The organism is Streptomyces sp. NPDC059718, assembly GCF_042733315.1.
Lineage (GTDB): Bacteria > Actinomycetota > Actinomycetes > Streptomycetales > Streptomycetaceae > Actinacidiphila.
Map to the genome: position 1 here is coordinate 73,794 of NZ_JBHWGA010000025.1, position 22,223 is coordinate 96,016.

The window sequence follows — 22,223 nt, forward strand, 5'->3', positions numbered from 1 at the left end:
TGTGGGCGGTCAGCGGCCCTCGACAAGGCTCTTGGGGCGCAGGTCGGTCCAGTTGGTCTCGATGTACTCCAGGCATTCCTGGCGGGCGGCCGGGCCGTGGGCGACGGTCCAGCCGGCCGGGACGGCGACGAAGTCCGGCCACAGGCTGTGCTGGCCCTCGGCGTTGACCAGGACGGAGTAGACGCCGTCGGGGTTCTCGAAGGGGTTGCTGCTCATCGGGTGGTTTCCTTCCGTGTGACCAGGGCCTCAAGGGCCCGGAACCAGGTCTGCGCCAGATCCCGGACGGCCTCCTCGGTGAGGAGTTCGCCGGCGTAGGCCCAGTGGGCGCTCAGCTCGGGGCCGCCGGGGCGGTCCTCGGTGAGGGCGTTGAGGGTGAGGGCGTGGGACATCGGCATCCCGGGGTCGCCGTCGAGGTCGGCGGCGTCGCCCTCCGGCGCGTACGACCAGTCGGCGGCCTCGGGGACGTCGAAGCGGCCCATGTAGTTGAACTCGATCTGCGGTTCGGCGAGCAGGGCCAGTTCCGGCCCGGTGACCGGGTTGAGGTGGCGCAGCAGGCCGTGTCCCACCCCGCCGGTGGGCGCGGCGGTCAGGTGATCGCGGACGCGGGCGACGGCCTCGTCGGGGTCGAGGCCCGCCGGGCCCGGGTCGAGACGGACCGGGACGACGCTGGTGAACCAGCCGATGGTGCGCGACAGGTCGGCGTTGCCCGCGAGTTCCTCCTCGCGGCCGTGGCCTTCGAGGTCGACGAGGACCGCGGTGCCGGGTTCCGCGCCGAGCAGCCGGGTCCGCCAGTCGGCGACGGCCTGCGCGAAGGCGGTCAGCAGCACGTCGTTGACGTTCGCGCCGTACGCGGCGGGCACGCGCCCGAGCAGCGGCCCGGTGACCTCGGCGGGCAGGGTCAGCGACAGGTAGCGGGTGCTCTCCACGGTGTCGCGTGCCGTGTCCAGCGGCCGGGCCAGCGGCAGGCCCGCGCCGTCCGCGAGGACCGAGGTCCACCGGGGCAGTTCGTCCTCGCGGGAAGGGTCGAGGGCGCGGGCGGTGAGCAGTTCGGACCAGCGGCGGAAGGAGACGTCCACGGGGGGCAGCTCCGGTGTGCGGCCCGCGGCGACGGCCGCCCAGGCGGCCTCGAGGTCGGGGAGCAGGATGCGCCAGGTCACGCCGTCGACGACCATGTGGTGCAGGAGCAGCAGCAGCCGTCCCGGCCTTCCGGGCCCGGCGTCGAACCACACCGCGCGCACCATGTCGCCGGTGTCGGGGTCGAGTCCGGCGCGCGCGGTGACCGCGTGGGCGGAGACCGCCTCCCGCAGCGCGGTGCCGTCCGCGCCCGACACGTCGGCGCGGGCGAGCCACGCGCTCACGTCGACCGTGCCCGGGGCGGGCACGCGCAGCGCCCACTGCTCGCCGCTGTCGCCCTTGAAGCACGGCTGGGTGCGAGTGCGTTCCAGGCGGGCGCGGAGCATGTCGTGCCGGTCGGCCACGGCGCGCAGGACCGCCAGCAGGCCGTCCTCGTCCAGGTCCGCCGGGGTCTGCAGGAAGGCGGCCTGGTGGTAGCCCCAGATGGGGCCGCCGCGCTCGCGCAGGGCGTGCATGATCGGGGTGAGCGGGACGAGGCCGGTGCCGTCGTCGTGGGTGCGGAGCCGCTCGTCGCCCGCGAGCGGTACGGCGACCTCGGCGAGCGAGGCCACGTCGCGGTGCTGGAAGACCTGGCGGGGGGTGATCCGCAGCCCTGCCGCGCGGGCCCGGCTGACGAACTGCATCGCGACGATGCTGTCGCCGCCGAGGGCGAAGAAGTCGTCGTCGGTGCCGACGGCCTCGGCGGGCAGCCCCAGTGCCTCGGCGACGAGGCCGCACAGGGTGCGTTCGATGTCGTTGCCGGGCCTTCGGCCGCCCGTGCCCGCGGTGAAGTCGGGGGCGGGCAGCGCCTTGCGGTCCAGCTTGCCGTTGGACAGCAGCGGCAGCCGCTCCAGGACGACCACGGCGGCCGGGACCATGTACTCCGGCAGGCTCGCCGCCACGTGGGCGCGCAGGGCGGCGGGGTCGGCGATGCGGCCCTCGGCGGGGACGACGTAGCCGACCAGCTGCCGGACGCGGGGCCGGTCCTCGCGGGCGGCGACGACGACCTGGGCCACGGTGTCGTGCGCGGCGAGGGCGGTCTCGACCTCGGCGAGCTCGACCCGGTAGCCGCGGATCTTGACCTGGTCGTCGGAGCGGCCGGCGTACTCCAGCTGCCCCTCCTCGGTCCACCGGGCGAGGTCGCCGGTGCGGTACATCCGCGCGCCGGGCGGGCCGTACGGGTCGGCGACGAAGCGCTCCGCCGTCAGGTCGGGGCGGCCCAGGTAGCCGCGGGCGAGCCCGGCGCCGGACAGGTACAGCTCGCCGGTGACGCCGGGCGGGACCAGGCGCAGCGAGCCGTCCAGGACGTAGGCCCGCGTGCCCCGCACGGCGCGGCCGACGACGGGCCGGTCGCTGTCGGCGACCCGGCCGACGAGGGCGTCGACGGTGGCCTCGGTGGGCCCGTACAGGTTGAAGGCCTCGGTGGACTCCAGGGCCGCCAGGCGTGACCACAGGGCGTCCGGCACGGCCTCGCCGCCGACGCCGACCACCGCCAGCGGGCAGTTCCCGTCGCGGATCAGTCCGGCGTCCGCCATCTGGGCGAGCAGCGACGGGGTGACCTCGATGAAGTCCAGCCCCTCGGCGCGGATCAGGGCGGCGAGCTGCTCCGCGTCGCGGCGCGTCTCGTCGTCCACGATGTGCAGCGCGTGCCCGTCCAGCAGCCACAGCTGCGGCTGCCAGGACGCGTCGAAGGAGAACGACCAGGCGTGGCCGACCCTCAGGTGGCTGCGCCCGGTCAGTTCCTTGGCGCGGTCGTGGAGGTCGTGGCGGTGGCTGTGGAAGAGGTTGGCGAGGCTGCGCTGGGTGACGACGACGCCCTTGGGGCGGCCCGTCGAGCCCGAGGTGTAGATGACGTACGCCGGGTGGTCGGGGGCCGGTGCCTGCGGGGCCGCCTCGGGCAGCCCGTCGAGGGCGTCCAGGTGCAGTACCGGGACGCCGGTGTCCGGCAGGGACGCGGCGAGTTCCCGCGTGGTGAGGATCAGCCGCGGCGCCGCGTCGGCGAGCATGTCGAGCACGCGGTCGGCGGGCAGGTCGGGGTCGACGGGCAGGTAGGCGGCGCCCGCCGTCATGACGGCCAGGATCGCCGTGATGTGGTCGGCGGTGCGGGGCAGCGCGAGGGCCACGATGCCCTCGGGGCCCGCGCCCGCGCCGGCCAGCACGCGGGCCAGCCGGTCGGTGCGTGCGGCCAGTTCGGCGAAGGTCCACGTCACGGACGGGTCGGTGACGGCGACCGCGTCCGGGGACGCCGCGGCCTGCGCCGCGAACAGGGCGGGGACGGTGGCGTCGCCGACCCGCGGGGGCAGGGCCGTGTCGTTCCAGGTCTCCAGCAGCAGGCGCCGGTCGGCGTCGCTGAGGATGTCGATGCGGCCGACGGGGGTGTCCGGGTCGGCGGCCATCGCCGACAGGACGGAGAGCATCGCCGCGGCGATGCGCCCGGCGGCGGCCGGGGTGAACAGGTCGGGGCGGAACTCGGCCGTGAGGCGCAGTCGTTCGTCGGGTTCGACGGCCCAGGCGAACGGGTAGTGCGTGGAGTCCTCGTGCTCGCGCACCGACAGGCGCAGGGCTGCCTCGTCGATGTCCCCCGTCTCTTCCGCGACCGGGTAGGACTCGAAGACCATCAGCGTGTCGAAGAGGTCGCCGAGCCCGGCGCCGCGCTGGATGTCGGCCAGGCCGAGGTGCTGGTGCGGCAGCAGGCGCGACTGCTCGTCCTGGAGGCGGTCCAGCAGGGCGCCGACCGGCTCCTGCGGGCGCAGCCGGACCCGGACGGGCACGGTGTTGATGAACAGGCCGATCATCGACTCGACGCCGTCCAGCTCCGGCGGACGGCCCGCGACCGTCGCGCCGAACACCACGTCGTCGCGGCCGGTCAGCCGGGACAGCACGACCGACCAGGCGGCCTGCACGAGGGTGTTGACGGTGAGCCCGCGGCGCCGGGCGAGCGCGCCCAGCGCCTCCGTCAGCTCCTCGTCGGCCTCTACGGTGTGGGTGAGCGGCACGACCGGCGCCCGGTTGGCGTCGGCGGGCACCAGGTGGGTGGGCTCCTCCAGCGCGTCCAGGGCCGCGGCCCAGGCGGCCGCGGAGGCCGCCGTGTCCTGCGCGGCGAGCCAGCGCAGGTAGCCGCGGTAGGGGGCGGCGGCGGGCGGATTGGTCCCGTCGTAGAGGGCGGTCAGTTCCGCCAACAGCCGGGGCACCGACCAGCCGTCGAGGAGCAGGTGCTGGTGGGACAGGACGAGGCGGTGGGCGCCGTCGCCCGTCCTGGCCAGCAGCAGCCGCAGCAGCGGCGGTTCGGCGGGGTCGAAGCGGCGGCGTTCCTGCAGCAGCAGACGCTCCCACTCCTCCCCGGCCGCCGGGACGGCGGTGAGGTCGACGTGGCGCCACGGCAGCGGCACCGAGCGCGGCACGACGGCCACCGGACGGCCGGAGGCGAGGTAGCGGAAGCCCGCGCGCAGGCTCTCGTGCCGGTCGAGCAGGGCCTGCCCGGCGGCGCGCAGCCGCTCGGGGTCGAGCTCGCCCTCGATGTCGTACGACACCTGGACGGTGTAGACGTCGGGGCCCTGGTCAGCGGAGTCGAAGGAGGCGTGGAAGAGCAGGCCGGCCTGGAGCGGGGTGAGCGGCAGCAGCTCGGCCGATCCGGCGCCGGGGAGTTCGGCGCGCTCGGCGTCGGTGAGGCCGGGCAGCAGTTCGGTGCCGTCGGCCGGGTCCTCGCGGACGGTGTCGACGGCTACGGCCGCCAGGCCCGCGGGGGTCTTGTGGCGGAAGACGTCGCGCGGCGTGATCGTCAGCCCGGCGGCGCGGGCCCGGACGACGAGCTGCATGGCGACGATGCTGTCGCCGCCGAGGGTGAAGAAGTCGTCGTCGGCGCCGACCCGTTCGAGGCCGAGGACGGCGGCCACGAGCTCGCACATGCGCTCCTCGCGCGGGGTGCGGGGCGCGGTCGCGGTGACCTGGGCGGCGAAGTCCGGCGCGGGCAGCGCCGCGCGGTCGAGCTTGCCGTTCGGCGTGAGCGGGAGGACGTCCAGGACGACGAAGGCGGCGGGCACCATGTGCTCCGGCAGCGCGGCGGCCGCGTGGGCTCGCAGCGCCGCCGTGTCGGCGTCCTGTCCCGGGGCGGGGACGACGTACGCCACCAGGCGCTCGTCGCGCAGCAGGACGGTGGCCGAGGCGACCGCGGGATGACCGGTCAGCACTCCCTCGATCTCACCCGGTTCGACGCGGAAACCGCGCAGCTTGACCTGGTCGTCGACGCGGCCCAGGTAGTCCAGCTCTCCGTCGCGCGTCCAGCGGGCCAGGTCGCCGGTGCGGTACATCCGGCTCCCGGGCTCACCGTACGGGTCGGCGACGAACCGCTCGGCGGTCAGCCCGGCCCGGCCGAGGTAGCCGCGCGCCAGCTGGACGCCCGCGAGGTACAGCTCACCCGGCACGCCCGGGGGAACCGGGCGCAGCGAGGCGTCCAGCACATGGGTGCGGGTGTTCCACACCGGGCGGCCGATCGGGACGGTGCCGGCCCCCGGCGTGACGTGGTGGGCGGCGACGTCGACGGACGCCTCCGTGGGGCCGTACAGGTTGTGCAGCCCGGCCGTGCCCAGCACCTCGTGGAAGCGGGCGGCGAGCGGGGCGGGCAGCGCCTCGCCGCTGCAGATCACTCGGCGCAGTCCGGTGCAGCCGGCCGCGGCCGGCTCGTCGAGGAAGGCGCGCAGCATCGACGGCACGAAGTGCGCCGTGGTGACGCCGCTGTCCTTGATCAGCCCGGCGAGGTAGGCCGGGTCCTTGTGGCCCTCGGGGCGGGCCACGACGAGCGTCGCGCCGGTGATCAGCGGCCAGAAGAACTCCCAGACCGACACGTCGAAGCTCGACGGCGTCTTCTGCAGCACGCGGTCGGCGGCGGTCAGGCCGTAGGTGTCCTGCATCCACAGCAGGCGGTTGACGATGCCCTCCTGCGGTACGACGACGCCCTTGGGGCGGCCGGTCGAGCCGGAGGTGTAGATGACGTAGGCGGGCCGGCGCGGGTCGTACGCCTGCGGGAGCGGGCCGGTGGCGGCGTCCGCCGCCGGGGTGCCGTAGGCGTCGACCAGGAGGCGCGGCGCGCCGGTGCCCGGCAGGTCGACACCGTCGGTGGTCACCACGCATACGGGACGGGCGTCGGCGAGCATGAACGCCAGCCGCTCCGCCGGGTAGTCGGTGTCCAGCGGCAGGTAGGCGCCGCCCGCGCGGTGGACGGCGAGCAGGGTGACGACCAGGGCCGCCGAGCGCGGCAGCGCGACGGCCACCGTGGACTCCGGGCCGACGCCCGCGCCCGCGAGGACGTGGGCGAGGCGTTCGACGCGGGCGTCCAGCTCCGCGTAACCGACGGGGGCGTCCTCCACCAGCAGCGCCGTGGCGTCCGGGGTCGCCGCGGCCTGGGCGCGGAACAGCTCGGGGAGGGTGAGGCCGGGCACGGCGTGGCCGGTGGCGTTCCACTCCCCCAGGACGCGGGCGCGTTCGTCGTCCTCCAGTACGTCCAGGTGCCCGACGGGCCGCTCGGGTGCGGCGGCGGCCTGCTCCAGCAGGTGTTCCATGCGGCGGGCGAGGAGTTCGGCGGTCGGCCGGTCGAAGAGGTCGGCGCTGTACTCGATCCAGCCCTGGATGCCGTTGCCCTCGCCCTGCTCGACGAAGTCGAAGCTCAGGTCGAACTTGGCGGTGTCCTGGCCGACCGGCTCCGGGCGAGCGGTGAGACCCGGCAGCACGGGGGCGCCGGCGCGCTCGGCGAGATGGACGACCATCACCTGGAAGAGCGGGTGCCGGGCCAGGGAGCGGCCCGGGTTGAGGACCTCGACCAGCCGCTCGAAGGGCAGGTCCTGGTGTTCGTACGCGGCCAGGTCGGCCGACCGGACGCGGCGCAGCAGCTCCGCGAAGCCGGGCTCGCCGGACAGGTCGGTGCGCAGCACGAGGGAGTTGACGAAGAAGCCGACGAGGTCCTCCAGGCGCTCGTCCGCGCGTCCGGAGACGGGCGCGCCGAGCGGGATGTCCTCGCCCGCGCCGAGCCGGTGCAGCAGCGCGGCGACGGCGGCCTGGGAGACCATGAACATGCTGGCGCCCTCGCGGCGGGCGAGCGCGCGCAGGGCGCGTTCCAGCTCGGGCCGGACCGTGAAGCCCACGGTGCCGCCGGTGTGCGAGGACTCCTGGGGGCGCGGCCGGTCGGTGGGCAGCGCGAGTTCCTCGGGGAGGCCGCGCAGGGTCTCCGTCCAGTAGTCGAGCAGGTCGTCGCCGGAGTGCTCCAGCAGCTCGCGCTGCCAGAGCGTGTAGTCGGCGTAACTCACCCGCAGCGGCGCCCAGTCGGGGGCGTGGCCCGCGGTGCGCGCGGCGTAGGCGGTGCCGAGGTCGGCGAGCAGGGCCCGGTCGGACCACTCGTCGGTGGCGATGTGGTGCAGCACGAGCAGCAGCACGTGCTCGTCAGGCCCGGTCGCGGACAGGGCGGCGCGCAGCGGGAGTTCGCGCTCCAGGTCGAACGGCCGCGCGGCGATCCGGGGCAGCTCGTCGGGGGCGGCGGTGCCCAGTGTCACGCGCGCCTGCTCCGGGGCCAGGACGTGCTGGTGGGGCACGCCGTCCACGGCCGGGAAGACCGTGCGCAAGGTGGTGTGGCGGGCGACGAGGTCGTTCAGCGCCGCCTCCAGCGCGGCGCGGTCGAGGGCGCCGGTCAGACGCCAGGCGGCCGGGAGGTTGTACGAGGGATCGGCGGCGTCGACCTGGTGCAGCAGCCACAGCCGGCGCTGGGCCGAGGAGAGCGGCAGCCGCTCGGGCAGGACGCGGCCCGCGGTCAGGGCCGGACGCTCCTGCGCGCCGGGACCGTCCAGCAGAGCGGCGAGCCGGGCGACGGTGGGAGCGTCGAAGACGGCGCGCAGCGTCACCTCGGCGCCGAGCGCGGTACGGATCCGGCTGATCAGGCGCATCGCGAGCAGCGAGTGACCGCCGAGGACGAAGAAGTCGTCATCGATGCCGACCCGTTCCAGGCCCAGCACGGCGGCGAACTGCTCGGCGAGCACCTCTTCGCGCGGGGTGCGGGGCAGGCGGCCGCCGACCGCCGACGACAGGTCGGGCGCGGGCAGCGCGGCCCGGTCCAGCTTGCCGTTGACGGTGCGCGGCAGGACCGCGAGTGCGACGAACGCCGCGGGCACCATGTGCTCGGGCAGCGCGGCGGCGGCACGGGCGCGCAGCGCGGCCGGGTCGGGCTCCTGACCGGGGGCGGGGACGACGTACGCGACGAGGCGCGGCACGCCCGGGGTGTCCTCGCGGACGACGACGGCGGCCGCCGACACACCGGGATCGGCGGTGAGGACGGACTCGATCTCGCCGGGCTCCACGCGGAAGCCGCGGATCTTGACCTGGTCGTCGGCGCGCCCCAGGTACTCCAGCGTCCCTCCCCCAGCCTCCGGCCGGGGGGACCCCCAACGGCGCCGCGCCAGGTCGCCCGTGCGGTACATGCGCTCGCCGGGCGTGCCGTACGGGTCGGCGACGAACCGCTCGGCCGTCAGGCCCGGCCGGCCGAGGTAGCCGCGGGCCAGGCCCGCTCCGGCGAGGTAGAGCTCGCCGGGCACGCCGAGCGGTGCCGGGCGCAGCCGCTCGTCGAGGACGTACGCGCGGGTGTTGTCCAGCGGCGCCGCCCACTCCGGGGCGCCGCTGTGGCGTCCGTAGGCGTCGACGGATGCCTCGGTGGGCCCGTACAGGTCGTGCACCTGGGTGCCGGGGAGCCCGGACAGCCGCTGCCACAGGGCGGGCGGGGTGGCCTCGCCGCCGACGGTGAGGACGGCGGGCGCGTAGCCGCCCGGGGCGAGGAAGCCGTGGTGGGTCAGCTCGCCCAGGTAGGTCGGGGTGAGGTCGACGTAGTCGGCGCCGGTCTCCGCCAGGTGCGCGAGGAGCGCGGCCGGCTCCTTCATCGTCGTCTCGTCCACGACGTGCAGTTCGTGGCCCGCCAGCAGCCACAGCAGCGGGTCCCAGGAGGCGTCGAAGCTGAACGAGGCGGTGTGCGCGGCCTTCAGGACCGCGCGGCCGGTGGCGCGGACCGCCGGTTCGACCATGTCGCGCAGGTGCGCGCCGAAGAGGTTGGACAGGCCCCGGTGGGTGCCGACGACGCCCTTGGGGGTTCCGGTGGAGCCGGAGGTGTAGATGGTGTACGCGGCCCCCAGCGCCGGGTACCCGGCCGGGCGTACGAACGCGGCCTCGGGCAGCGGCCCGTCGAGCAGCAGCCGTGCGACGCCCGGTGCGGCCGGGAGGCGTTCGGCGAGGTCGGCGGTGGTGAGCAGGCAGACCGGGCCTGCGTCGCGGAGCATGAACTCCAGCCGGTCGGCGGGCAGGGCGGGGTCGAGCGGAAGATAGGCGGCGCCCGAGGCGAGCGCGCCGAGGATCGCCGGGACCATGGCGTGCCGCGGCAGCGCGAGGGCCACCACCGCGCCCTCGGCCGCGCCGTGCGCACGGACCAGGGCGGCGACGGAGTCGACGCGGACGCCCAGTTCGGCGAAGGTCAGCGTGCCGGAGGCGGTCACCAGGGCCGTCCGCTCCGGGTGGGCCCGGACGGTGTCGGCGAGGATCTCGGGCACCGCTCGGGTCTCCGCGCCGTGCCGGGCGGTGTCGTTCCAGGCGACGGCGGCGGCCTCGTGCTCGGCGGACGTGAGCAGGTCGAACTCCGCCAGCGGGAGGTCCGGGTGGGCCGCGGCCTGCCGCAGCAGCAGGACCATCCGGGCGACGAGCAGCGCGGCGGTGGCCTCGTCGGCCAGGTCGGTCGCGTACTCCAGCAGCAGTGCCAGCGGGCGTGCCTCGCCGTGGTCGACGAAGGTGAAGTCGAGGTCGAACTTGGCCGTGCCGGTGTCCATGTCGAACCACTCGGTGGGCAGCCCGAAGACGTCGGGGTCGCCGTCCGGCCGATGGTGGTAGCCCAGCATCACCTGGAACAGCGGGTTGCGGCCCGCCGCGCGCGGCGGGTTCACCGCCTCCACGACCCGGTCGAAGGGCATGTCCTGGTGCTCGAAGGCCTCCAGGGCCGACTCGCGCACCCGGCCCAGCAATTGACGGAACGTCAGTGCGTTGCCGGACAGGTCGGTGCGCAGCACGAGGGTGTTGACGAAGAAGCCGACGAGGTCGTCGAGGCCGCTGTCGGTGCGGTCGGCGATGGGCGCGCCGAGCGGGACGTCCTCGCCCGCGCCGAGCCGGTGCAGCAGCGCGGCGGTGGCGGCCTGGAACAGCATGAACATGCTGGTGCCGGTCGCGGTGGACAGCTCCCGCAGTTCCCGGCCCAGCTCCACGGGCACCTGACCGCGCACGATCGTGCCGGCGCCGGTGGGCGCGGCGGGACGCGGCCGGTCGAGCGGCAGCGTCAGCTCCTCGGGCAGGTCGCGCAACCGCTCGGTCCAGTAGGCGAGCTGCGTGTCACCGACGGTGCCGAGCAGGCGCTCCTGCCACAGGGTGTAGTCCGCGTACTGGACGGGCAGCGGTTGCCAGGCCGGGGCGGAGCCCGCGGCGCGGGCGGTGTAGGCGGCGGTGAGGTCCGCCATGAAGGGGCGGTCGGACCACTCGTCGGTGGTGATGTGGTGCAGCACGACGGCCACCACGTGGTCGTCGGCGCCGACCCGGAACACCTCGCAGCGCAGCGGCAGGTGTTCCGTCAGGTCGAAGGGGCGGCGCTGCGCGGCCTCGATCAGCCCCGGGAGTTCGGACCCGGCGCACTCGGCGACGGTGAACTCGGGCAGGGCTGCGCCCGCGGGGACGATCCGCTGGTAGGGCTCGCCGTCCTGTTCGCCGATCAGGGTGCGCAGCGCCTCGTGGCGGCCCGCGACGTCGGCCAGTGCCTGGCGCAGGGCGTCGGTGTCCAGGGCGCCGCGCAGCCGGAAGACGAGCGGGAAGTTGTACGCGGCGCCGCCGCCGGTGAGGCGTTCCACCAGCCACAGGCGGCGCTGCGCGGCGGAGAGCGGGACGAGGGCGGGCCGTTCGGCGGCCGCGGTGAGCGCGGGGCGGGCGGGCCGACCGGCGTCGGCGCGCTGCGCGAGCTGGGCGGGCGTCGGGGCCTCGAAGAGGTCGCGGATGGCGAGTTCGGCGCCGAGCTCGGTGCGGGCCCGGCTGACCAGGCGGGTGGCGAGCAGCGAATGGCCGCCCAGGTCGAAGAAGTCGTCCTCGGCGCCCACCGACGGCAGGGCCAGCACCTCGGCGAAGAGGCGGCACAGCACCTCTTCCTGCGGGGTGCGCGGTCCGCGTCCGCCGCCGAGGGCCACGGCCGGTTCGGCGTCGGGCAGCGCCCGCACGTCGAGCTTGCCGTTGGCGTTCATCGGCAGCCGGTCGAGGGTGACGAAGGCGGCCGGGACCATGTACTCGGGCAGTTCGCGCTTCAGGTCCTCGCGCAGCACGCGGACCAGGGCGCTCGCGTCGCGGCCCGCCGCCGGGTCGTTGGCGTACGGGGCGCTGCCGCCGCCCGGCCGGTACAGCCCGGCGGTCGTGCCGGTGGTGCCGGCCGGGACGAAGACGGCCTCGTAGGTGCCGGCTTCGGCGCCCCACGTCGTGAGCACGCGGCAGCCGAGCCCGGCGGCCAGGTCGTGCAGGGTCTCCGGGTCGACGCCGTCCGGGCGGACACGGCCGTCCGGCACGCCGGTGACGCGCAGCCGCTCGGGCCGCTCCTCGCGCAGCAGCTCGGGAAGACCGGGCGACCACACCGCCACGGACTCCTCGCCCAGCCGCTCGCAGGCCTCGCCGCGGTAGAGCACGGCGTCGTAGCGGTGCCGGGTCAGCTCGTTGTGGTGACGTCCGCGCTTGGTGCGCAGGTCGAGGCCGTAGCCGAGGTGCGCGAAGAAGTCGGGGTCGACCAGGAGTTCCTTCTCCAGGCGCAGGCCGCGTTCCACGGCCCGCTCGAACTCCGCTCCGTCGGTGCCCCGGGCGCGCTGGATCTCGGTGTGGAAGGTGCGGGCGAGCCGCAGGTTGCGGACGTCGCCGACGAAGAGCGCGCCGTCGGGGGCGAGCAGCTCCATGGCGCCGCGCACGACCGACTCCAGGTAGGCCACGCTGGGGAAGTACTGGATGACGGAGTTGATGACGATCGTGTCGAAGTACCCGGTGGGCAGCCCCTCCAGGTCGTCGGCGGGACGGCAGCGCAGCTCGACCTTGGCGGCGAGCTCCGGGTCGCGCCGCAGCTCCTCGCCGATCTTGCGGATGACGGGGGCGGCGAAGTCGGTGGCCCAGTACGCCTCGGCGTCCGGGGCCAGCCGCGACAGCAGCAGGCCGGAGCCGACGCCGATCTCCAGGATGCGGCGCGGGCGCAGTTCGCGGATGCGGGCGAGGGTGGCCTCGCGCCACTCGTGCATGTCCTCGAAGGGGATGGGCTGCCCGTCGTAGGAGCTGTCCCAGCCCGCGTACTCCTCGGTGAAGACGGCGGTGGAGATCTCCTCGTACTCGTCGGAGTAGATCTCCTGCCACTCGCCGACCTGGGCGCGCTCGGTGGACTCGCGTTCGGTGGCGTCGGCGGGGGCGGGGACGACGTAGCCGATCAGCCGGTCGTCGCGGACGACGACGGCGGCCTGCGAGACGCGCGGGTGGCGGCTGAGGGCGGTCTCGATCTCGCCGGGCTCGACGCGGTAGCCGCGGATCTTGACCTGGTCGTCGGTGCGCCCGAGGAAGTCGAGATTTCCCTCCGGACCCCGCCGCACCAGGTCGCCGGTGCGGTACATCCGCTCGCCGGGCTCGCCGAAGGGGTCGGCGACGAACCGCTCGGCGGTCAGGCCGGGCCGGTCCAGGTAGCCGCGGGCCAGGCCGATGCCCGCGATGTACAGCTCGCCGGGGACGCCGTCGGGCACCGGGCGCAGCCAGGCGTCGAGGATGTGGGCGCGGGTGCCGCGGATGGGGCGGCCGACGGTGGGCGTGGCGCTGTCGTGCGTGCCGCCGCCGAGGGTGTTGATGGTGTACTCGGTGGGGCCGTACAGGTTGTAGCCGTAACTCCCCTCGGTGTCGCGCAGCCGCGTCCAGACCGTCTCGGGGACGGCTTCGCCGCCGAGCAGCACCAGCGGCGGGACGTGCCCTTCGAGCAGCCCCTCCTCGATGAGCAGCCGGGCGTAGGTCGGGGTGACGTTGACGACGTCGATGCGGTGCCGCTCGCAGTAGGCGGTCAGGGCGTGGGCGTCACGCCGCAACTCCTCGTCGCAGACGTGCACTTCGTGGCCCTCGACGAGCCACAGCAGCTCCTCCCACGACATGTCGAAGGCGAAGGAGACGGTGTGCGCGACGCGCAGCCGCCGGCCGCCCGCCGCGGCGATCGCCGGGGCGAAGATCTCCTTCTGGTGGTTGAGCTGCATGTTCGTCAGGCCCCGGTAGGGGGTGACGACGCCCTTGGGGCGGCCGGTGGAGCCTGAGGTGTAGATGACGTACGCGGGGTGCTCCAGGCTGAAGCCCGCCACGACCGGGGCGTCGGACAGCTCCGCCAGCTCGGCGGCGACGGCCGGGTCGTCGAGCAGGACGCGCGGGGTGCCGGCGTCCAGGGTGGCGGAGACGGCGGCGTTGGTCAGGAGCAGCAGCGGCCGGGCGTCCTCCAGCATCAGGGAGAGCCGGTCGGCCGGGTGGTCCAGCTCCAGCGGCAGGTAGGCGGAGCCGGTCCGCAGCACCGCGAAGAGGGCCACGACCATCGCCGCGGAGCGGGGCAGGCCGAGCGCGACGACCTTTTCCGGGCCCGCGCCGCGGGCCAGCAGCAGCCGGGCCGTGCGGTTCACGGCGGCGTCGAGTTCGGCGTAGGTGAGGGTGCGTTCGCCGAAGACGAGGGCGGTGGCGTCCGGGGTGCGGGCGGTCTGCGCGGCAAGGAGGTCGGCGATGGTCTCGGTGGGTTCCGGGACCCGGCTGCCGGCCCACTCCCGCTCCAGGGCGGCGTGTTCGGCGGGCAGCAGCGGGTCGAGGCGGCCTACGGGAGCCGTCAGGTCCTGCGCCATGCCCTCCAGCAGGAGGGTGAAGCGGTCCAGCAGCGCGCGGGCGGCCTCGTGCGGGACGACGTCGGGGCGGTGCGCGAGGGTGACGAGAACGCGCTGCCCCGGCGTCACGATCAGGTTGACGGGGTAGTGCGTGGCGTCGACGTTGGCGACGGCGGTGGCGCCGTGCTCGGCGCGCAGACGCTCCAGCCGGTCCTCGGTGTCGTTGTTGCGCAGCACGAAGAGGGTGTCGAACAGCCGCCGGTGACCGGTCTCGGCCTGCAGCACACCCAGACCCAGGTACTCGTACGGCATGAGCTCCAGGCGCTCGCCCTGGATGCGCCGCAGCAGGTCGAGGACGGGCTCCGCCGGGTCGAGGGCGACGCGGGCGGGCACCGTGTTGAGGAACATGCCGATGACGTTCTCCACGTCCGGCACCTCCGTCGGCCGGCCCGCGACGGTGGTTCCGAAGACCACGTCGGTGCGGCCGGTCGCGGAGGCCAGGGTCAGGCCCCAGGCGGCGTTGAGCACCGTGTTGAGGGTGAGGCCGTGGGCGCGGGCCCGCTCGCGCAGCGAGTCGCCGAGCTCCGCGGGGAGCAGCGCGTCCAGCTGCTCGGGGATGACGGGTTCCAGGCCCGCGTCGGCGACCGCCGGGACGAGCAGGGTGGGCTCCTCCAGGCCGGCCAGCGCGGCGCGCCAGGCGGCGGTCGCGGCGGCGTCGTCCTGGGTGCCGAGCCAGGCCAGGTAGTCCCCGTACGAGCCGGGGCGCGGCAGGCCGGTGGCGTCCCCGCCGGTCGCGTAGAGGGCGAAGAGCTGGTCGAGGAAGAGCCAGGCGGACCAGCCGTCCCACAGGATCAGGTGGCGTCCGATGACGAGGCGGTCGCCGAGCTCCGCGCCGCGGCGTACGAGCAGCATGCGGAACAGGGGCGGCGCGGACAGGTCGAAGCGGCGGGTGCGCTCCTCGTCCATCAGGACGCGCAGCCGCGCCTCCTGCTCGGCGGCGGGCAGCGCCGACAGGTCGACCGTCTCCAGCGGCACTTCGGGCTCGGCGACGATGAACTGCACCGGCTGGCGCAGCCCGTCGCTGGTGAACCCGGCGCGGAGCCCCGGGTTGCGGTCGAGCAGGGTGCGGGCGGCGGCGCGCAGCCGGCCCTCGTCCAGGCGCTCGGCGAAGTCGAAGGTCTCGTGGACGGTGTAGACGTCCAGCGCTCCGTCGTCGTAGGCGGAGTGGAAGAACAGCCCTTCCTGGAGCGGGGCGAGCGGCCAGATCTCGGCGACCGCTCCCCCGGCGGTGCGGTGGACGCGCTCGGTCTCCCCGGGGGTCAGCTCGGGGCGGACGGGCCCGGTGCGCTCCGCGGCGGCGGCGCCGGTGCGGGCGGCCAGGGCGAGGGCGGCGGGGGTGCGGTGCTCGAAGACGTCGCGCGGGGTCAGTTCGAGACCGGCGGCGCGGGCGCGGCTGGCGACGCCTATGGAGCTGATGCTGTCGCCGCCGAGGAGGAAGAAGTCGTCGTCGGGGCCGGCGTCCGGCAGGCCGAGGACGGCCGCGAAGACCTCCGTCAGCGTCCGCTCGCGGTCGGTGCGCGGAGCCCGGGCGGGGGCGCGCTCGGCCTCGGGCGCGGGCAGCGCGGCCCGGTCCAGCTTGCCGCTGGGGGTCAGCGGCAGCGCGTCCAGCACGACGAAGGCGTCCGGGACGAGCGGCGCGGGCAGCAGCTCGGCCACGGCGGCGCGCAGGGCGGCGGTGTCCGGGCGGGAGTCGCGCGTCGGGACGACGTACGCGGCGAGGCGCTGCTCGCGCACCGTCACCGCGGCCTGCGCGACCTCCGGGAGCCGTACGAGGGCGGCCTCGGTCTCGCCGGGCTCGATGCGGTTGCCGCGCAGCTTGACCTGGCGGTCGGTGCGGCCCAGGTACTCCACGACCCCTCCCCCAGCCTCCGGCCGGGGGGACCCCCAGCGGCGACGCACGAGGTCGCCGGTGCGGTACATCCGCTCGCCGGGGGCGCCGTACGGGTCGGCCACGAAGCGCTCGGCGGTGAGCGCGGAGCGGCCGTGGTAGCCGCGGGCCAGCTGCACACCGGTCAGGTAGAGCTCGCCGGGCACGCCGTCCGGCACCGGGCGCAGGCAGGCGTCCAGCACGCGCAGGCCCGTGTTCCACACCGGGCGGCCGATGGGCACGGTGGTGTCCGGGGCGCCGTCGAAGGCGTGGTGGGTGACGTCGACGGCGGCCTCGGTGGGCCCGTAGAGGTTGTGCAGCGGCACTCCGGTGAGCGCCTGCCAGCGCGCGGCGGCGGCGCCGGGCAGGGCCTCGCCGCTGCTGAGCACGCGGCGCAGGCTCGCCGCCCACGAGGCGTCGGCGGTCACCTCCGGCGTGCTGAGGAACGCCTCCAGCATGGAGGGCACGAAGTGCAGGGTGGTGACGCCCTGTTCGCGGACGAGCCCGGCGAGGTAGGCCGGGTCGCGGTGCCCGTCGGGCCGGGCGAGGACGACGGCGGCGCCCTCGCACAGCGGCCAGAAGAACTCCCACACGCTGACGTCGAAGCTGGACGGGGTCTTCTGCAGGACGCGGTCGTCGGCCGTCAGGCCGTACTCGCCCTGCGTCCACGCGAGGCGGTTGACGACGGCGCGGTGGGTGACGACGACGCCCTTGGGGCGGCCGGTGGAGCCGGAGGTGTAGATCAGGTACGCCGGGTCGTCGGGCCGGGCCGCCGCGCCCGCACCGTTCCCCTGGACATCTTCGGCGGGGGCGTCGACGAGCAGCGGCGTCAGCCCCTCCACGGCGGGCAGTCGCGGGGCGTCGGCCGCCGTGGTGACGACGGTGGTGGCGCGGGAGTCGGCGAGCATGTACGCGACGCGCTCGGCCGGGTAGTCCAGGTCGACGGGCAGGTAGGCCGCGCCGGACTTGAGGACGCCGAGCAGCGCCACCATCAGTTCCGCCGAGCGCGGGACGGCGACGGCGACGAAGCCCTCGGGTCCGGCGCCGCGGGCGCGCAGTCGCGCGGCCAGCGCCTCGGCGCGCGCGTCGAGTTCGGCGTACGTCAGGGTGGTGTCGCCGTACACGACGGCGGTCGCGCCGGGGGTACGGGCGGTCTGCGCGGCGATGGCGGCGGGCAGCGTCGTTGCCGGGACGTCGCGGACGGCGCCGTCGAGGTGGGCGGTGGCGTGCTCGCGCGGGGTGAGCAGGTCGACGGAGCCGGCCGGGCGGCCGGGGTCGTCGGCGATGGCCTCCAGCAGCAGCGTGAGCCGGTCGCCGAGGGCGCGGACGGCCTCGGCGTCGATCCGGCGCGCGTGGTGCTTGAGCCGCAGGTCCATGCGGCGGCCGGGCTTCACGATGAGCGCGAGGGGATAGTGCACGGTGTCGTGGAAGGCGTGGCCGCTGACGCGCACGGTGCCCGAGGGGTCGGTGAGGCCGGTCTCGGCGGGGTAGTTCTCGAAGACGACGAGGGTGTCGAAGAGTTCGCCGCCGCCCGCGTGCCCGGCGGCCCGCTGGATCTCGGCGAGGCCGAGGTGCTGGTGGTCGAGCAGGCCGCTCTGCTCGTCCTGGAGGCGGCGCAGCAGCGTACCGAGGCCGGTGGCCGGGTCCCAGGCGAGCCGGGTCGGCAGGGTGTTGATGAACAGGCCGACCATCGAGTCGATGCCGTCGACGGCGACGTCGCGGCCGGAGACGGTGGTGCCGAAGACGACGTCCTGCCGTCCGGTCAGCCGGCCCAGCAGCAGGCCCCAGGCGCCCTGCACGACGGTGCCGAGGGTGACGCCGAGCTCGCGGGCACGGGCCGCGAGGCGGGCCGTGACGCGCTCGGAGAGCTCCACGCGGATCTGCGTGGGCTCGACCGGGCCGCCGTCCGCGGGCGTGTCCACCAGGCGCGTCGGGCCTTCGAGTCCGGCGAGCGCGGTACGCCAGGCGGTGCGGGCGGCGTCCCGGTCGGCGGCGGCGATGCGGCGCAGGTAGCCGGCGTACGCGGGCACCGCGGGCAGCGGCGCCGGGTCGTCCGCGTAGAGGGCCATCAGCTCGCGGTGGAGGACGGGCAGCGACCAGCCGTCCGCGACGATGTGATGGAACGTCAGGAACAGACGGCTGCGGCCCGCGCCCAGGCGGACGAGCGCGCAGCGCAGCAGCGGCGGCCGGGCCAGGTCGAAGGGCCGGGACCGTTCGTCGGCGGCGACGGCGTCCGCGAGGCCGCGGCGCACGCCGTCCTCCTGCGCGGACAGGTCGACCTCGCGCCAGGGCAGCACGGCGCCACCGGTGACGACCTGGACGGGCCGGCCGTCGGGGAGCTGGCGGAAGCAGGCGCGCAGCGGGGCGTGCCGCTCCAGGAGCCGTTCCATGGCGCGACGCAGGGCTGCGCCGTCGACGGGGCCGGACAGCTCCACGGCCTGCTGCACGACGTAGGCGTCGTGGTCGGCGCCGTCGACGAGGGCGTGGAAGAAGAAGCCCTCCTGCAGCGGGCCGAGCGGCAGCACCTCGTCGACGGTGACCGCGAGGTCGCGGCGCAGGGCGGTCAGTTCGGCGTCCGTCAGGGACGGCAGGGGCGCGGCCTGCTCCTCCGCGGTGGCGTCGTCCGGGCCGCCCTCCTGGGCGACCTCGGCGAGCGCGGCGACGGTGCGGTGCCGGAAGACGTCGCGCGGGGTGAGGCGCAGGCCGGCGCGGCGGGCGAGGACGAGCAGCCGGATCGCCACGATGCTGTCGCCGCCGAGCGCGAAGAAGTCGTCGTCGATCGTGACGGTCCGCACACCGAGGGCCTGCGCGTACAGGGCGCACAGCACTTCCTCGCGGGCGTCGCGCGGGGCGCGGCCCGAGCTGAGGGCGGCGTAGTCGGGGACGGGCAGGGCGGCGCCGTCGAGCTTGCCGCTGGGCGTCACCGGCAGCCGGTCCAGGGGCACGAGGGCCGCGGGGACCATGTACTCCGGCAGGAATTCGGCGGCGTGCGCGCGCAGCGTCCGCATCAGCGCGGTGACGTCGCGGAAGGGGGCGGGCCGGTTGGCGAGCGGGCGGCCGCCGCCGGGCCGGTACAGCGGGCCGGGGTCGGCGCCCTCGGCGGTGAAGACGGCGTCGACGCTGCCGTCGTCGGCGTCCCCCGTCCAGGTCAGGGCGGCGGACAGGCCGTGCCGCGCGGCGAGTTCGTGCAGCGCTTCAGGATCGACGCTGCCGGCGCCGGGGCGGCTGCTGTCGTCGAGGACGGCGAGGGCGTCGAGGTCCTCGGTGAGGCGGGCGTTGGGCACGGCGGTGACGCGAAGCCGCTCCGGACGCGCGGCGAGCCGGGCGTCCAGGGCGTCGAGACCGCCGAGGGCGGCCCACGCGATCTCGTCACCCGTGTCGGGCTCCGCCGAAGCGGGTGACGGGCGCAGTTCGACGTCGTAGCGGTAGCGGGTCAGCTCGTTGTGGTGGACGCCGCGCTTGACGCGCACCTGGGCGGCGAAACCGTCGAGGCCCGCGAACCAGTCCGGGTCGACGAGGAGTTCGCCCTCCCACGCCACCGAGCGGTCGACGGCGGCGCGCAACGCCTCCTTGTCGGCGGCGTCACCGGCGGCGCCCTCGTCGCCGGCACCGCGGCGGCTCTCCACGGCGGCGCGCAGGGTGCGCAGCAGCCGCAGGTTGCGCACGTCGCCGACGAAGATCGCACCCCCTGGGGCGAGCAGCGCGGCGGCCTTGCGCAGTATGTCCTGGAGGTAGTCGGCGCCCGGGAAGTACTGGGCGACGGAGTTGACGACGACGACGTCGAAGTGGCCCTCGGGCAGCCCGGTGGTGTCGTGCGCGGGGCGCGCCGACAGCTCGACGCGCCCGGCGAGTTCCGGTACGTCACGGATCTGGGCGCGCAGCGCGGCGACGGCCTCCTCGGAGACGTCGGTGCCCCAGTACGCCTCGCAGCCGGGGGCCAGGCGCGACAGCAGCAGGCCGCTGCCGACGCCGATCTCCAGGACGCGGCGCGGCGCGAGTGCGGCGATGCGCTCGACGGTGGCCGTCCGCCACTCGCGCATGTCGGCGAGCGGGATGGGCAGCCCGTCGTACATGCTGTTCCAGCCGGCGAAGTTCTCCTGGAAGCCCTCGGAACCCGCGGCGGAGTACAGGAGTTCGTGCAGGTCCTTCCACTCGGCGACCTCGGCGTCGCCGTCGAGCGACGGCACGACGTAGGCGGCCAGCCGCCGGTCGCCGGGCCGGTCCTCGCGGACGACGACAGCGGCCTGGGCGACGCCGGGGTGGGCGCGCAGCACGGACTCGATCTCGCCGGGCTCGATGCGGAAGCCGCGGATCTTGACCTGGCTGTCGACGCGGCCGAGGAACTCCATCCGCCCGTCGGACTTCCAGCGCACGAGGTCGCCGGTGCGGTACAGCCGCTCCCCCGGCTCGCCGAAGGGGTCGGCGACGAAGCGCTCGGCCGTCAGGTCGGGCCGCCCGAGGTAGCCGCGGGCCAGCCCGGCGCCGCCGAGGTAGAGCTCTCCCGCGACACCGGCGGGGACCGGCCGCAGCCGGGCGTCGAGGACGTAGGCGCGGGTGCCGGGGTCGGGCACGCCGATGGGCACGATGGCGCCGGCCGGGGTGTCGGGATCGCACAGGCCGAGGGTGGAGTTGGTGGTCGCCTCGGTCGGGCCGTAGGCGTTGAACATCATGCGGCCGCGCGCGTAGCGGCCGACGAGTTCGGGCGAGACGCGCTCGGTGCCGGCGAGCAGCGTCGCCTCCGCGGGCAGGTGCACGTCGTCGGGCATGGCGGCGAGCAGCGCGGGCGGCAGGATCATGAAGGTGATGCCGTGGGCGTTCGCGTAGTCGGCCAGCGGCGGGCCGGGGACGCGCCGCTGCGAGGGTACGACGACGAGCCGTCCGCCGGAGAGCAGGCCGAGGCACAGGTCCCAGAAGGCGACGTCGAAGCTCGGGGAGGCGAACTGCAGCACCCGGCTGTGCGGGCCGATGCCGAAGCGCTCGCTCTGGGTGGCGACGAGCTTGGCGACGCCGGCGTGCGAGAGGACGACGCCCTTGGGCCGGCCGGTGGAGCCGGAGGTGTAGATGACGTAGGCGGCGTTCGCGACCGTCAGCCGGCCGCCGGACCCGGGGTCGTGGGCCGGCAGCCCGGCGAGCTCGGCGACGGTGTCCGGGGCGTCCAGGAGCAGCGTGGGCATCTCGCCGGGCAGGTCGGCGGCGACCTCGGCGGTGGTGACGAGGCACACCGGCATGGCGTCGGCGAGCATGTAGGCGACGCGGTCGGCGGGGTAGTCGGTGTCGACCGGCAGGTAGGCGGCGCCGGACTTGAGCACCGCGACCTCGGCGACGATCAGCTCGGCCGAGCGCGGCACGGCCAGTGCCACCACCGTCTCGGGGCCGGCGCCCCGGGCGACGAGGGCGTGGGCCAGCCGGTTGGCGCGGGCGTCGAGTTCGGCGTAGGTGAGGCGGACGTCCTCGAAGACCAGGGCGGTCTCGTCGGGCCGGGTGCGGACCTGCTCGGCGAACATGGCGGGCCAGGTGGCGAGCGGCACGTCGTGGTCGGTGTCGTTCCACTCGTGGAGGACGCGGTGCCGCTCCGGCCCGTCGAGCAGTGCGAGGTCGCCGACGGCACGGTCGGGGTGCGCGGTGGCGTCGGCGAGGAGGGTGACGTAGTGGCCGAGGATCCGGTCGACGGTGGCGGCCTCGAAGAGGCCGGGGTGGTACGCGGCGTGGACCTCGCCGGACGTCACCCGCACTTCGAGGTCGAGGGGGCCGCCGGCCCAGTCACCGGCGGCGAAGCCGGTGTTGCAGAGCAGACCGCCGCCGCGGGTCGCCGCGGCGCCCAGGGCGGCGGCGAGGACGGTGGCCGGGGCGCGGTGGGAACGGGCCCGCTCCGCAACGGCCGCCACCCGCGCGGTGAGCCCGGCGAAGGTGGTGTCGGCGCTGAGGGCGACGCGCAGCGGCAGGCCGTCGTGGGCGAGGACGAGGTCGGTGGCCCCACCGCCGTAGTGGTGGAGCAGGGCGACGTACGCCGCGAGGTGCCGTTCCTGACCCGCGGCCGTGCCGGGCAGAGCACGGGAGCGGACCGCGGCCGGTCCCGCGGGACGCTGCGGATAGGGGAAGTCGACGGGGAGAACGGTCTCCTGTGCGAGCGGAATCAGCCGCTCGCGCCAGAAGTCCTTTGTCGCCATCGCCAGTTCTTCGTTACCCGACACCGGTGCCCGTGCCTTCCCTTATGTGCGGAATCGACTCGACCGAGCCGTGACCGCTCGCCATAATAAGGTAAGCATTACCTAACTTGATAG

At 75.4% G+C, this 22,223-nt stretch carries 2 protein-coding genes; both read right to left on the reverse strand.

The annotated features are described in order from the left end of the window. Positions 1-9: 9 nt before the first annotated feature. Positions 10-216, reverse strand: a complete 207-nt coding sequence (locus tag ACFV3E_RS26690) for an MbtH family protein (RefSeq protein ID WP_500323618.1) — start codon at positions 214-216, stop codon at positions 10-12. Next, positions 213-22,109 (reverse strand): non-ribosomal peptide synthase/polyketide synthase, encoded by a 21,897-nt coding sequence (locus ACFV3E_RS26695; protein WP_500536943.1) that lies wholly within the window; start codon positions 22,107-22,109, stop codon positions 213-215. Before ACFV3E_RS26695 ends, ACFV3E_RS26690 begins: the two co-directional genes overlap by 4 nt. Positions 22,110-22,223 lie beyond the last annotated feature (114 nt).

Bases quoted from the DNA above. Each gene is read 5' to 3' on its own strand.
- ACFV3E_RS26690 (WP_500323618.1), bottom strand. From the start codon at position 216: ATGAGCAGCAACCCCTTCGAGAACCCCGACGGCGTCTACTCCGTCCTG.
- ACFV3E_RS26695 (WP_500536943.1), bottom strand. From the start codon at position 22,109: ATGGCGACAAAGGACTTCTGGCGCGAGCGGCTGATTCCGCTCGCACAG.